At 58.5% G+C, this 13,752-nt stretch carries 15 protein-coding genes and 4 tRNA genes; 7 read left to right on the forward strand and 12 right to left on the reverse strand.

Annotation, left to right across the window (positions count from 1 at the left end; genetic code table 11):
- Positions 1-360 precede the first annotated feature (360 nt).
- From flgE to HX801_RS13035, 6 genes are all read right to left on the reverse strand, one after another.
- The gene (flgE, locus tag HX801_RS13010; RefSeq protein ID WP_003214240.1) at positions 361-1,683 is read right to left on the reverse strand and encodes a flagellar hook protein FlgE; all 1,323 of its coding nucleotides are present in this window, start codon (positions 1,681-1,683) and stop codon (positions 361-363) included.
- Positions 1,684-1,714: 31 nt separating this feature from the next.
- Positions 1,715-2,443, reverse strand: coding sequence for a flagellar hook assembly protein FlgD (gene flgD, locus HX801_RS13015; protein ID WP_177022206.1), 729 nt, complete (start codon positions 2,441-2,443; stop codon positions 1,715-1,717).
- A gap of 16 nt (positions 2,444-2,459) precedes the next feature.
- Positions 2,460-2,912, reverse strand: a complete 453-nt coding sequence (flgC, locus tag HX801_RS13020; protein WP_003214244.1) for a flagellar basal body rod protein FlgC — start codon at positions 2,910-2,912, stop codon at positions 2,460-2,462.
- Between the two features lie 3 nt (positions 2,913-2,915).
- Complete coding sequence (gene flgB, locus HX801_RS13025) at positions 2,916-3,323, reverse strand: flagellar basal body rod protein FlgB (RefSeq protein WP_003214246.1); 408 nt, start codon at positions 3,321-3,323, stop codon at positions 2,916-2,918.
- A gap of 234 nt (positions 3,324-3,557) precedes the next feature.
- A complete protein-coding gene (gene cheR, locus HX801_RS13030) occupies positions 3,558-4,385 on the reverse strand; it encodes a protein-glutamate O-methyltransferase CheR (RefSeq protein ID WP_003214248.1) in 828 nt (275 codons plus the stop codon).
- 43 nt (positions 4,386-4,428) lie between these two features.
- Positions 4,429-5,361, reverse strand: a complete 933-nt coding sequence (locus HX801_RS13035; RefSeq protein WP_003214250.1) for a chemotaxis protein CheV — start codon at positions 5,359-5,361, stop codon at positions 4,429-4,431.
- 80 nt (positions 5,362-5,441) lie between these two features.
- Between HX801_RS13035 and flgA the strand changes: the two genes are divergently transcribed.
- From flgA to HX801_RS13055, 4 genes are all read left to right on the forward strand, one after another.
- Positions 5,442-6,206 (forward strand): flagellar basal body P-ring formation chaperone FlgA, encoded by a 765-nt coding sequence (gene flgA, locus HX801_RS13040; RefSeq protein WP_032899382.1) that lies wholly within the window; start codon positions 5,442-5,444, stop codon positions 6,204-6,206.
- Positions 6,207-6,348: 142 nt separating this feature from the next.
- Positions 6,349-6,672: a flagellar biosynthesis anti-sigma factor FlgM gene (gene flgM, locus HX801_RS13045; RefSeq protein ID WP_003214254.1), complete on the forward strand. Its 324-nt coding sequence runs from the start codon at positions 6,349-6,351 to the stop codon at positions 6,670-6,672.
- Positions 6,673-6,720: 48 nt separating this feature from the next.
- Entirely contained in the window at positions 6,721-7,188 is a 468-nt protein-coding gene (gene flgN / locus HX801_RS13050; protein ID WP_003214256.1) for a flagellar protein FlgN, read from the forward strand.
- Between the two features lie 95 nt (positions 7,189-7,283).
- Positions 7,284-8,033 (forward strand): flagellar brake protein, encoded by a 750-nt coding sequence (locus tag HX801_RS13055; protein WP_003214258.1) that lies wholly within the window; start codon positions 7,284-7,286, stop codon positions 8,031-8,033.
- 60 nt (positions 8,034-8,093) lie between these two features.
- Here HX801_RS13055 and HX801_RS13060 read toward each other — a convergent pair whose 3' ends face one another.
- Positions 8,094-9,476, reverse strand: coding sequence for an MFS transporter (locus tag HX801_RS13060; protein WP_003214260.1), 1,383 nt, complete (start codon positions 9,474-9,476; stop codon positions 8,094-8,096).
- A gap of 342 nt (positions 9,477-9,818) precedes the next feature.
- Positions 9,819-9,895 (reverse strand) — tRNA-Arg (locus HX801_RS13065).
- Between the two features lie 336 nt (positions 9,896-10,231).
- On the opposite strand from HX801_RS13065, the gene HX801_RS13070 reads away from it, so the two are divergent.
- The 3 genes from HX801_RS13070 to HX801_RS13080 all read left to right on the forward strand — a co-directional run bounded on the left by HX801_RS13070 (position 10,232) and on the right by HX801_RS13080 (position 11,421).
- Positions 10,232-10,459, forward strand: coding sequence for a hypothetical protein (locus HX801_RS13070; RefSeq protein WP_003214261.1), 228 nt, complete (start codon positions 10,232-10,234; stop codon positions 10,457-10,459).
- A gap of 20 nt (positions 10,460-10,479) precedes the next feature.
- Positions 10,480-10,659: a PA3371 family protein gene (locus HX801_RS13075; protein ID WP_177022207.1), complete on the forward strand. Its 180-nt coding sequence runs from the start codon at positions 10,480-10,482 to the stop codon at positions 10,657-10,659.
- A 435-nt stretch (positions 10,660-11,094) separates the two neighbouring features.
- Positions 11,095-11,421 (forward strand): Arc family DNA-binding protein, encoded by a 327-nt coding sequence (locus HX801_RS13080; protein WP_003175643.1) that lies wholly within the window; start codon positions 11,095-11,097, stop codon positions 11,419-11,421.
- A 103-nt stretch (positions 11,422-11,524) separates the two neighbouring features.
- Here the strand turns inward: HX801_RS13080 and mgtE are convergent, their stop codons facing one another.
- From mgtE to HX801_RS13100, 4 genes are all read right to left on the reverse strand, one after another.
- Positions 11,525-12,967, reverse strand: coding sequence for a magnesium transporter (mgtE, locus tag HX801_RS13085; protein ID WP_003214265.1), 1,443 nt, complete (start codon positions 12,965-12,967; stop codon positions 11,525-11,527).
- A 338-nt stretch (positions 12,968-13,305) separates the two neighbouring features.
- Positions 13,306-13,382: transfer RNA gene (locus tag HX801_RS13090), tRNA-Arg, on the reverse strand.
- A gap of 72 nt (positions 13,383-13,454) precedes the next feature.
- Positions 13,455-13,531, reverse strand: a tRNA-Arg gene (locus HX801_RS13095).
- Positions 13,532-13,639: 108 nt separating this feature from the next.
- Positions 13,640-13,730 (reverse strand) — tRNA-Ser (locus HX801_RS13100).
- Positions 13,731-13,752 lie beyond the last annotated feature (22 nt).

Below are 13,752 nucleotides of genomic sequence, written 5' to 3' on the forward strand. Positions count from 1 at the left end.
AGCACACCCTGGGTCTAACCACCCAAGGTTGAAAAACCCCCGATAGGCCTACGGCGTATCGGGGGTTTTCTTTTGCCTGGAACAACACCGTCGCGATTCGCGCAGGTATTTCACCTCCTTGAAAACATCGGTGGGCTTCTGGCCGAAGTGCATCATGGCGGCTTTTATCGCTGAAACAGTGATGCAGTTGCCGCCAGGGCCCTGACTGAATCCGCTCCAGATATCGCCCGGCTGGCCTTGTACCGTTCCGACAGCCGTGTATCCGCCTGTGACGCCCCCGCCTATAGGCGTTATCTGAACGTCCAAAAAAAAGCCCCTCACGTGAGGGGCTTTTCGGTAAAGCGAGTTAAAGCGACAACATCAGGTCATCTGAATGATGGTCTGCATGATGGTGCTTTGAGTGGAGATGGTCTTGGCGTTCGCCTGATAGTTGCTCTGGGCCTTGATCAGGTCCACCAGCTCGTTGGTCAGGTTGACGTTGGAGTTCTCCAGGGAGTTGGCCACGATCGAACCCAGGGTGCCGACTTGCGGGGTATCAAAACCCGGCTGGCCCGACGCGAAGGTTTCTTTCCAGGTGGTGCCGCCGGCTGGCTGCAGGCCCTGCTCGTTGTTGAAGCTGGCCAGGGAGATCTGGCCGATGGCCTTGCTCTGCTGGTTGCTGAACGTGGCGAACAGTACACCGCTGCCGTCGATTTTCAGCCCGGTGATTTGCCCGGTGGCGTAGCCATCGGTGGTCGGCGGGTTGCGGTAGGTGGCGGAGTTGTACTGGGTGATGTTCCCCATGTTGACGGCCACGCCGTCTGCGTTGGCGGCCGCACCATTAGGCGTCCAGACACCATTGACCAGGCCGCCCGGCTTCCAGTCGGAAATGGTCAGGGTGGTATTGGAAGCGGTGGCTGGCGGGGTAACGATCCCGGTCAGCTTGCCGGAGGTGTCAAACGACAGCGTCGAGGCGACTGGCGCCTTCACGTCAGTACCGGTGCCGCTGATCGGCGAGCCGTCAGGGTTGCGCCCATCGATCAGGGTGTAGGACTTCCAGGTGTTGGAGTCGGTCTTCACCAGGTACTGCACCATCGGATGCGCGTTGCCCTGCGTATCGTAGAGCGTGGTGGAATATTGAGTGGTGAAGCTGTCCGATTTGGTCGGATCAAACGGGTGCGCCGTCTGGTCGATCGCCGTCTCGGAGGAGTTCAGGTTACTGGTGGAATCCACCTTGCTCGAAGCCTTCGGCGGCAGGTACGACAGGTTGAGCTGCAGGTCGGTCAAGCCGCCCTTCTGGATGTTGCCATCGGCATCCGCTGCGTAGCCTTGCAGGCGCGAGGTGCCGGTGTTGTTGGTGATGTAGCCGTCCTTGTCGGCCCGGAACGCACCGTTGCGGGTGTATTCCAGCGAACCGTCGCTGCCCTTCTGCACGAAGAAGCCGCCGCCCTGGATCGCCATGTCGAGCGTGCCGCCGCTGTTGTTGACGTCACCCTGGGTGAACTGCTGGGACACGGCCGCCAGGTTCACGCCATTGCCGATGCTGTTCTGGCCGGTACCCAGCTTGGAAGCCGCGTAGATATCCGCGAATTCCGCACGGGACGACTTGAAGCCGGTGGTCGCGACGTTGGCGATGTTGTTACCCGTCACGTCCAGTTGTTTGTTGGCCGCATAGAGGCCGCTAAGGCCGATATTAAAAGACATTGTTCTCTCCTTTTGCCGTATTTAGCCGGCTCTATGTACCGATAGTCTGAATTTGCGACAGCTTGATACTGCCCAGGCCGCCCGCCAGGTTCAGCACCATTTCAGCGCCGTTCGTGCCCAGGGTTACGCTGGTCACCGTTGCCGGCAGCGAGGTGGCGAGGGCCACCGAGTCACCCTTGTCATTCTTGGTGGTGGCATTGAAGGTGTAGGTGCCGGGTGGCGCCGTCTCACCCGCATCGGTCTTGCCGTCCCAGACGAAGCTGGAGTTGCCGGCGCTCTGGGCGCCCATGTCGATGGTGCGAACGACGTTGCCATCCTTGTCGGTGATCTTGACGGAGACGTTGCCCGTCGCCGCCGTCACCGCCACGGAACCGGTCATGCTCTTGCTGGTATCCACCATCGCCTTGTCGGTCTGGGTGATGACCGAACGCCCCACCAGCGACGAAGCCTGCAGCGCCTGGGAGGAGCTGAAGTTGCTGGAAATCGCATTCACCGAGTCATTCAGGTTGTTGATGCCTTCCAGACTGCTGAACTGCGCCAACTGTGCGACGAACGCGCCATTGTCCTGGGGCGACAGCGGGTCCTGGTTTTTCAGCTGGGTCACCAGCAATTGCAGGAACGCGTCCTTGCCCATCGCCTGGTTGCCCGTCGCCGACTTGGCGGCGTCACCGACGCTGGTGTTATCTGTCGCCGTCTTGACCTTGGAATTAAAAAGGTCCTGGACTGCCGTGTTCGTCGAATTGTTATCAACAATGGCCATTATTTGGCGCCCCTTATCACTGACCCAGGGTCAGGACCTTCTGCATCATGGTTTTGGCGGTGTTCATCATTTCCGCGTTGGTCTGGAACGAGCGGCTGGCGGAAATCATGTCGGCCATTTCCTCGACCACGTTGACGTTGGGGTAGTACACGTACCCTTTTTCGTTCGCGGCAGGGTGATTCGGCTCGTAGCGGGCTTCGAGGTTGCTCTGGTCTTCGACCACACCGAGCACCTGCACGCCCTGGCCTGCGGCATCCTGGTTCTGGAACAGCGAATCGCCGCTGCCACTCTGGCCGCCCTGGCCGCCCTGGAACATGGTGGCGAACACCGGGTGCCGGGCGCGGTAGGTCTGGTCAATGCTCGAAGACACGGTCTCGGCGTTGGCGATGTTACTGGCGACGGTGTTGAGGCGCGTGGTCTGCGCACTCATGCCACTACCGGCAATATTGAAAACACTGGCGAGGGACATGGCTTATTCTCCACGCAAGGCTGACATCAGCCCTTTGAATTTGCTGTTGAGCAGGGTGAAGCTGGCCTGGAAGTTCACTGAGTTCTCGGCGTAGGCCGATTGCTCCAACTGGGCGTCCACGGTGTTCTGGTCGATCGACGGTTGCATCGGCGTGCGATACAGCAGCGACTCGTCACCATTGCCCAGGCCTTGCGCCTCGATATGACGGCTGTTGGTCATGTTCAGGGCGAAGGTGCCGTTCTTGGTCTTGTCTTGCTGGGCGGCGAGCACGGCAGAGAAGTCCAGGTCCCGAGCCTTGTAGTTCGGGGTGTCGGCGTTGGCGATGTTGTTGGCCAGGACTTCGGCACGCTGGGCGCGAAAGCCCAGTGCTTGTTCGTGGATACCGAGCGCTTTATCGAAGCTGATGCTCATGGCGGAAACCTTTAGGGGCTGACCTGCTTTTCGTAACAAGGATTTAGCAAGGGCCATGCCAAGTTGCTTGAGCCCCGTAAATCATGGGTTTGCGAGGGAATTGCCGGCGGCAATGCCAGAAAAGCGGCAAAGGGTTTCCGCGAAACGCCAGTAAAGCGGCAATGAGGGCTTGCCGCTTTGCGGCCATAAAAAAAGGGAGGCCTGTGCAGGCCTCCCTTTTTGTCCAAGCACTCGTCACTTGGCCTGGTAAATGATTCCAGGACTGCACTGCACCATCTGGTAATGATCCGGCAAACCGTTCAGCGCCTCGGAAGCCCCCAGGAACAGATAACCGCCACGCTTGAGGGTGCCGTGGATGCGCAACAGAATGTCTTTCTTCACCTCGGCCGAGAAGTAGATCAGCACGTTGCGGCAAAACACCATGTCGAACTTGCCCAGGCTGGCATAACTGTCCAGCAGGTTGAACGAACGAAACTCCACCCGGCTCTTGATCGGCGCCTTGACCGCCCAACGCCCTGCTCCCTTGGGATCGAAGAAACGCTGCAAGCGCTCCTGGGACAACCCGCGCCCCAGCGCCAGGCTGTCGTACTCGCCGGTCTTGCAGTTGGTGAGCATGGTGCCGGACAAATCCGTGGCCACGATTTGCGCCCCGGCCTTCAACTGGCCCATGTTGGTCCGCTCGAACTCATCGATGGCCATCGAAATCGAATACGGTTCCTGTCCCGACGAACAGGCGGCCGACCAGATGCGCAGGCGCTGGCCGGGAGCGGCCTTGATCGCCTCGGGCAGCACCTTGTTCTTGAGCACTTCAAACGGATAGGTATCGCGAAACCACAAGGTTTCGTTGGTGGTCATGGCGTCGACCACCATCTCCTTGAGCCCGCTGCGTGGCTGGCCCTGGATCCGTTGCACCAACTCCCCGAGGGACTTGATGCCTTGCTGCTCCATCAGTTTGTTGAGACGGCTGGATACCAGGTACTGCTTGTTTTCACCGAGCAATATGCCACAGGCCTTTTCCAGGAAGACCCGGAACTGTTCGAAATCCAAATTACCCGTAGACAATGATACCGCCTCTTAAATCGTGTGACCGCCAGGGAAAAGGCCCCTAGCCGTGATCTGCTGCCTTGATCCGGTCGACTACCCGGGATGCCAGGTCATCAGGGCGGAATTTGGCCAGGAAGTCATCGGCACCGACCTTCTTGACCATCGCCTGATTGAATACACCCGACAACGAAGTATGCAGGATGATATGTAGTTTTTGCATGCGTGGGTCGTTGCGTATCTCGGCCGTGAGGGTGTAGCCGTCCATTTCCGGCATCTCGATGTCGGAGATCATCATCAGGAATTCTTCTTCCGGCTTCTTGCCCTCATCCACCAGCTTGCGCAGGTAATCCAGGGCCTGGCGACCGTCATTGAGCGCGACCACTTCGACCCCAACGGTCTGCAGGCAACGGGACACCTGCTTGCGCGCAACCGAAGAGTCGTCCACCGTCAGCACCCGCAGCGAGATCGCCTTGTGCGCGGTTTCGGCGTCTACCACACCCACCGATATCGCCTCCGAGGTCGGGGCCACTTCGGCGAGGATTTTCTCCACGTCGATGATTTCCACCAACTGGTTGTCGACCCGCGTCACCGCCGTGAGGTAGTGATCGCGACCGGTGCCCTTGGGCGGCGGATGGATCTCTTCCCAGTTCATGTTGACGATGCGCTCCACCGAGCGCACCAGGAAACCCTGGGTCTTGGTGTTGTACTCGGTAATGATCACGAATGGGCTCTCGCGGTCCTGCAACCCCGCCGAACCGGTGGCCATTGCCAGGTCAAGAATCGGGATGGTCGCGCCACGGATATTGGCCACACCGCAAACCACCGGGCTGGACTTGGGCATTATTGTCAGCTTGGGACACTGCAGCACTTCGCGAACCTTGAAGACATTAATCCCGTACAGCTGCTTGCCGTCCAGACGGAACAACAGCAACTCCAGGCGATTCTGCCCCACCAGCTGTGTGCGCTGGTTCACTGAATCCATTACACCGGCCATGCCCAGACTCCTACGCTAAAACTTAGGGGTACGACGCGCACCCAACACTAAACGGCACGAGCTTTGCTTTTTTATTGGCCATGGACATCAAAACGACAGTTTCCCGACGCCTCCGATCCCCACAGTACCGCAGATTGCTCTGCGTCTCGATGGCGTTGCTTGCCTTGGCTACGGGCCAGCCGGCCCGCGCCGATAACGTCACCTTGCCTGATCTGCTTATCGGCGTCACTCAAGGCTTTCTTGAGTTCACTGTAGAAGATTATCTGGCCACGACGCAGACACCGGGCCGCTACGAAATCCAGGTCAACCAGCTGGATCCGCGCCTGCGCATGCCCATGTGCGACAGAGAATTGACAGCTTCCCTGGAAAGCCCCGCCCAGCCCATCGGGCGCGTGACCGTGAAAGTGCGCTGCGAAGGCGCCTCGCCCTGGACGGTGTTCGTGCCCGCCCAGGTCAAACTGTTTCGCGAAGTGGTGGTGGTGACGCGCCCGCTGAAACGTACCGGAATCATTGGTTATGATGACGTCGCGATGCGCGAGCGCGACATCAGCATGATCACCCAGAGCTACCTCACGTCCCTTGACCAGGCACTCGGGCAGAAACTTACCCGACCAATGGTCGCCGACCAGGTGATTACCCTGGTCCATCTCGAGCAGGCCGAAGTCGTGCGCAAAGGTGACCAGGTGGTGATTTCCGCCAGCAGCGGTGGCCTGAATGTAAAAATGCCGGGGGAAGCCCTGTCCAACGGCGGCATGAGTGAACAGATTCGCGTCAAGAACCTGAATTCCAACCGCGTGATCAAGGCCCGGGTGACTGCGCCGGGGCAGGTTGAGGTGGCTTTATAGATCACTGGCATCGGACGCCAGCTTTTCCTACACTGTGCGCAAAGCGGCATCGCGCATAGGTTTATTGTCAATCGAGCCTAAAGTTTGTCCGGGTATGGCCGAAAACATGGCAAGCGTCCAAATACCCAGAGGTTTTTTTAACATGGTCATCGATTTCAGTCGTTTGAATAACGCCCTGCCAACGCCCGGTTCTTCGCGCACCAACGGTGCCAAAGACAGCGTTGAAGCCAAGTCCCAGCCTCTGCCTGCCAAGACAGAACAGGCCGGTGCGAGCCAAAGCGGGGAATCGGTACACCTGAGCAATGAGGCTCAACAGTTGCAGAAGGTCACTGACTCGCTGAGCGATCAGCCAGTTGTCAATAAAGCCCGTGTGGCCGAATTGAAACAGGCGATTGCCGATGGCAGCTATAAGGTCGACAGCAACCGTGTAGCCAGCAAACTGCTTAACTTCGAAGCCGAGCGCTAGGCAAAGGCCTGCGCCAGGCTTTTGGACGCTTAAACCCCAAGGCCAGCCATGCACGACGAAAACTTGCTACAACTGATCATTGAAGACCTGCCTCCCGCACAGCAGCTGCTGGAGCTCCTTCGAGAAGAATCACTGGCCCTGTACGGCCGGGACATGCGCATGCTGGAAGAAATCCTGGCGCGCAAGCAATCGCTGATCGTCCTGCTGGAACAGCACGGCAAGAAGCGCAGCCAGATTCTGATCAGCCTGGGCCTCACGGCCGACCACAAGGGCCTGGAACAACTCGCCAGCCACTCCACTGTGGGCGACCAGTTGCTGGCCCAGAGCAAAGAACTCAACCAGTTGCTGACCCTGTGCCAGGAAACCAACCTCCTCAACGGCCAGGCCATCCAGCTTCAGCAAGCCACGACCGCCAATCAGTTGCGTATCCTCCACGGCGGCGAGCCTCCGGCTCTCTACAACGCTCAAGGCTCCACCTCACGCCTGGCCAAGCCAAGCACCCGCAGCCAAGCCTGAAACCAGTTTGAGCGCGCCCTATCCAAGTCGCGCCACATACTGGCAAAATGACAGCACTTGCGTGTAGTCGTATTTTGTCTGGAGATGGAAGAACCGTGTTCAACACCCTTAACGCGGAAGATGCTCCGCAGCCACCCAAGGTACTCACCACGCCGCTGGAAATCGCTGGCACCTTGCGGATGCTGCAAGAAAGCCATGATCCGCTGATCATCACCTTCCATGAACGCAACCAGCGGTTTCAAAGCTACCTGGTGGAAATCGACCGGGACAGCAAGACACTGGCCCTGGACGAAATGGTCCCGCGCGACGGCGAACGCTACCTCGAGAATGGCGAAGCTTTCCGGATCGAAGGTTTTCACGAGGGGGTGCGGGTAGCCTGGGAAAGCAACGGCACCCTGACCCTCGATGAAGCCGGCGGCCACCGTATTTACCGCGGCAGCATGCCTGGCGAGGTGATTTACCATCAGCGTCGCAACGCCTTCCGCGCGGCGTTGAAGCTGGCGCAACTGGTGAGCGTCGAACTGGGCGGCGACAAACTCAAGGCCCCCATCAGCGGCAAGTTGCTGGATATTTCCGCCACCGGCTGCAAATTGCGCTTCGAAGGGGATATTTCCGAGCGCCTGCAACTGGGCCAGGTCTACGACCGATTTATCGCCGCGCTACCCTTTGGCAGCATGACCACCTCGGTAGAACTGCGTTACCTGCACTTCGAAGAAAGGATCAACACCACCTTCGCCGGCCTACGTTTTCATAACATGAGCGGGCTGGTGCAGCGTCAGGTCGAGCGGTTTGTGTATCAACTGCAGCGTGAAGCGCGCCGGTTTGACAAGGACGACGACCTTTAAACAATAAAGGTCGCGACAAAAAAACGGGCAGTCCCTCAAGGGGGCTGCCCGTTTTTGCTTTCAGGGGCGCGCCCTGCTCAAGTCGTGGGGGTGATCATCCGGGTCCGGATGCTCTGGTGGCTCGGTGACAGGCTCCGGCTGATCCAGTTCGGGATCGACTTCCGGCTCGGGATCCACAACGGCGGTCTGCATCTGGTCCTGCACCACCTGTTCGTCCACTCGCGGATCGAGGCATGCTACCAGGGGCGAGCTGGACATGCTGTCGGGCATCGCCACGTGATGCAGCGGTGCGTCGTCCACCTGATGCAGGTTGGTGACCGCCTTGGGCCGGATGCGCCACACCAGGATCAATGCGCACACGCTGAAAAACGCATACAGCATATGGCTGCCGAACAGCTTCATCACCACACCGGCCAACAGCGGGCCGACACTGGCGCCGATGCCGTAGGTCACCAGCAACATCGCAGTGAGCGACACCCGGCGATCACCCTCGACGTGGTCGTTGGAAAACGCCACAGCCAGCGGGTACAGGCAGAACTGCACCAGGGAACAGAGAAAGCCCGCGACGAACAGCACTTCCAGTGGTACCTGGGTCATGATCGCCAACGGCAACGCGGCCACCGCCAGGCACAAGGCGAAACAGCGAATCAACAGCGCGCGGTCATATCGATCGGACAGCCAGCCCAATGGCCACTGCACCAGCAGCCCGGCGAAAATGCAGCTACCCATGAACAGGCCGACCTGCTCGGTGGTCAGCCCTTGCTGAGACGCGTACAGCGGCGCCAAACCGTAGAACGAACCGACGATCAGCCCGGCCCCCAACACCGTACTGAGGGACTGCGGCACCCGCTTGATAAAGAAGCGCGGCTCCATCGGCGCCGGATGCAGCGGCGCCGGGTGAATGCGGCGAGTCATGGCCACCGGCACCAGGCACAGCGCAAAACACAGCGCGACCAGCATCAGCAACTCAAGCCCCAACTGCGGGTGCATCACAAGGATCAACTGGCCCAGCACCAGGCCCAGGTACGAGGCGATCATATAGCCGCTGAACACCGCACCGCGCTGCTTGGCTTCAGCCTGTTCGTTAAGCCAGCTCTCGATGACCATGTACTGGCACATCATGCCCAGGCCGACAATCATCCGCAGCACAATCCAGGCTGGCAGCCAGTTGATCAGCCCGTGGCCCAACACCGCCGCGCCGACGATCCCGGCACAGGTGGCGTAGGCCCGGATATGCCCGACGCGGCCAATCAGGCGGTGACCGATCTTGCCCCCCAACACCAGGCCAAAATAGTTGGCGGCCATCAACGCACCGACCCACAGGCTGTCGACGTGATCTGCCGCCAGGCGCAAGGCCAGGTAAGTACTGAGCAGGCCAGAGCCGATCAGCATCATCAGGGAAGCAAAATAAAGGGCTCGAAAAGGTTTCCAGATCTGGCGCATCGGCGTTCCGAGCGGCTCCTTGCTGTGGGTGTCAGGACTACCGGAATGATAGTCCCGCGTCGTCGGGTCCGGACAGCCAAAACATGCGGTTGCCGGGGAATATTTTGCTCATGCCAATTGGCTACGTGTCAGACGCTCGCCAGTCACCCGCGAGGTACAGGATGCAGACGAATACTTGCGCCGCCCCGCTCTTGCCTCCCGTGTGAACCTCAAACGCGGGCAAGGTTCGGTTGGTGTTTGAAAAGACTGCCGCACTCAAACGCCCGGCCACAAAAAAGCCCCGCCAGATAAATCTGATCGGGGCTTGCGGACGTCGAGGCCGCTTGGGCAGCAACGGTGAAGTGGTGTCCCAGGGCCGGTTCGAACGGCCAACCTTCCCCTTAGGAGGGGGATGCTCTATCCAATTGAGCTACTGGGACTAATGACAGCCAACCGGCGATGGGCACGGCGACGGACGGCGTGCATGTTAACGGCGCAGGTGAATTTTGTCATGTCGTCCGTTGGCTTTTTGAGTGTAGGCCCATGCCAGTGACAGCCGGTGGTATTGCGCTCAACGATTACGGACGGTTCGGACCATCGTGCAAAATGCACTCCCCCAAAATGCCATCATTGCAAATTGCAACAGCATGGCAATCTGGACACTATATAAATGTTTGATTTTAAAGGATTTATTGTCAATTAAAGACTGGCACGACACCTGCAATCCTTTATCCTACAAATACAGTCCGGCCCAGCCATCTGCGGAGAACATGCACATGAACAGCGCACTTCTACTAGCCCTCAATACCGTTGCACTGGCTGCGCTGGTGATGTTCCATTTTCAGTCCACCACTTCCGACGACGCCGCGCAGGTCAGCCAGGCGATTCCCCATCACCTGCAACAGCGCCCGCAACTGGCTGTCATGAAGCCGAACATGCAATCCCCACTGCAACTGACCCAGGGCACTCAAGCTGCTCCTGCCACTGAACACTGGGTTTTCTGAACCGCTTACCGGAGCATTCCATGAACAAGTCCGCCTGGCTGTTTCTGACCCTGGCACTGGCCGCCGCCGGCGTCGGCCTGAACGTATTGTCGCAAGACGTACAGACAGTCTCCTTCGTCGCCGCCGGCGTGTTTGGCAGCCTGTGGGTATTGGCAGTCTTCATTGGTCGCCGCATCAAATTCGATCCCGTACTGCGCTGAATCCCCCCGCTCGTCGCCCTCGCTAAAATCGCTGCCACGCCTCGGCTCGTCCGTCCGGACAGCCGACCATATGTCGCTCCGCATTCGTAAATTGGCAATTTGCCACTAATCTTAAAGTTAAGGGCAAAAGGCCATATTGCTATAGGATGTGCGCCCGAAAAGCCTTTTGCGCCCAGGGTCTGCGGGCTCAACACTCATTTGGGTGCGTCCGCGGAAAGTTTTCCAACCAGTCCGCAAATTTTGAAATGAGTACTGGCATAAAGCCGGTAGCCGGTTCAATATTTGTCACAGAATTGACGCCAAGGAACTGGCAAATCTGAGGCATGATGCGGCCTCTTTGCAATTCAGGTTGAACATTTGGCAGCAAACCTTGTCCTAACATGCATCTTGCGGCCAATTCCAAAAACCGCTCCCCTGAACTAACCGGTTAAATATATGCGCCCATTGAAACAGGCAATTTATTCCAGCCGTACGGCTGACAAGTTCGTCGTACGTCTGCCAGACGGAATGCGGGAACGCATTGCCGAGGTGGCTCGCAATCATCACCGCAGCATGAACTCCGAAATCATCGCACGCCTGGAACAAAGCCTGATTCAGGAAGGTGCGCTGGGCGACGAGCTGAGCATGCGCCTGGACAGCCCCGAGCTGTCACTGCACGAACGCGAACTGCTGCAGCGTTTTCGTCAGCTCTCCCACCGCCAGCAAAATGCTCTCGTCTCGCTGATCGCCCACGACGTTGAGGCAGCTGCAGAAGCCAACTGATTGGCAACTGAAAGCTGAAAGCCAGCCATGCGCTGGCTTTTTTTTGCCCGGGATTTGGTCAGGAAAGGATCAAGGGGCAAATGCCCCCGATCCATGGAAAGGATCAAAGCAGGAAGATGGTTGCCAGGCCCAGGAAGATGAAGAAGCCACCACTGTCGGTCATGGCCGTGATCATCACACTGGCGCCCATCGCCGGGTCTCGTCCAAGGCGCACCAGGGTCATTGGAATCAGAACACCCATCAACGCTGCCAGCAGCAGGTTAAGCGTCATGGCCGCCGTCATGACCACGCCGAGCGACCAGCTGCCATACAGCAGGTACGCCACGATACCGATGACACCGCCCCACACCAGGCCGTTGATCAGCGCGACCGCAAGCTCCTTGCGCATCAAACGCTTGCCATGCCCGGTCCCCACCTGATCCAGCGCCATGGCGCGGACGATCATGGTGATGGTCTGGTTACCCGAGTTACCGCCAATACCCGCCACAATCGGCATCAGTGCAGCCAGGGCCACGAGCTTCTCGATGGAGCCTTCAAACAGGCCGATCACCCGTGAAGCAATAAACGCGGTAATCAAATTCACCGCCAGCCAGGCCCAGCGGTTACGCAGGGACTTCCAGACCGACGCAAAAATATCCTCTTCTTCCCGCAGACCGGCCATGTTGAGGACTTCGCTTTCGCTCTCCTCACGAATCAGGTCGACCATTTCATCGATGGTCAGACGGCCGATCAGCTTGCCGTTCTTGTCGACCACCGGGGCCGAGATCAAGTCATAACGCTCAAACGCCTGGGCCGCGTCGTAAGCGTCTTCGTCCGGATGGAAACTCACCGGGTCACTGGCCATGACGTCCGCGACTTTTTTGTCCGGATCATTGACCAGCAGGCGCTTGATCGGCAGTACGCCCTTGAGGATCCCTTCGTAGTCGACCACGAACAGCTTGTCGGTGTGGCCTGGCAGCTCTTTCAACCGGCGCAGGTAGCGCAGAACCACTTCCAGGCTGACGTCTTCGCGGATGGTGACCATCTCGAAGTCCATCAACGCACCGACCTGCTCCTCGTCGTAGGACAACGCCGAGCGCACACGCTCGCGCTGCTGGCCATCGAGGGTTTCCATCAGCTCATGGACGACGTCACGCGGCAGCTCGGAAGCCAGGTCAGCGAGTTCGTCGGCATCCATGTCCTTGGCGGCCGCCAGGAGCTCGTGATCGTCCATGTCGGCGATCAGGGTTTCACGGACCGAGTCGGATACTTCGAGGAGGATGTCGCCGTCGCGGTCAGCCTTGACCAACTGCCAAAGGGTCAGGCGGTCATTCAGCGGCAAGGCTTCGAGGATGTAGGCAACGTCGGCGGAGTGCAGGTCATCGAGCTTGCGTTGCAGCTCGACAAGGTTTTGCCGGTGGACCAGGTTCTCGACCCGGTCATTGTTCGCGCCTTCCTGGCGATGCGTCAGGTCTTCGACCACGCGCTGGCGCTGCAGCAGCTCGACGACTTGAGCCAGGCGATCCTGCAGGCTTTCTTGTGTTTTCTTTACTTCAACTTCGGTCATAGGCGAACTCCACTCCCAGCAGCGGGGCACGCCGGAAGGATCAATCAGTCAATTCATGATTGGTAAAACGGGGTACTGAGTAACTACTGGGTAAGTCCATGGAGGTGTTCCACAAGCCCCGGCGGGGCTGACGGGCGCAATGATACACCGGGCGGCCGCGTTTAACGTCAAAAAACTGGAAAGAACAAGCGCTTGCGACACAAAGCTGAGCATTGGCCACACATATGAACTGCGACGACGCAGCTTGAGAGGAAAACACATGGGAGGGAGAAAAAGGCGCCCCGGGAATAAAAACCCCAGACGGCAAAAAGCCCGCACTAGGCGGGCTTTTTGTTGTTTGGTGCACTCGACAGGATTCGAACCTGTGACCGCTCGGTTCGTAGCCGAGTACTCTATCCAGCTGAGCTACGAGTGCAGATTGTGTTTTTAGACCAGATCACAACTGGTTGAAGCCAAGCTACCTGCATTGCTGCAACTAACTCTTAAATGGTGCACTCGACAGGATTCGAACCTGTGACCGCTCGGTTCGTAGCCGAGTACTCTATCCAGCTGAGCTACGAGTGCATTTGTTGCCGCGCATTATAGGCCGTTCAATCTCTATGTAAAGCTATTTTTTCGTTTAGTTTCAACAACTTAGCGAAAAAACCAGATTGCAACGTACTAAGCAAATAATGGCGGAGAACGGGGGATTCGAACCCCCGACACCCTTTTGAGGTGTACTCCCTTAGCAGGGGAGCGCCTTCGGCCACTCGGCCAGCTCTCCGCAACACGGGGCGTATATTAAC

This window comes from Pseudomonas sp. G1002 (genome assembly GCF_013385455.1).
In the GTDB taxonomy this organism is placed as follows: domain Bacteria; phylum Pseudomonadota; class Gammaproteobacteria; order Pseudomonadales; family Pseudomonadaceae; genus Aquipseudomonas.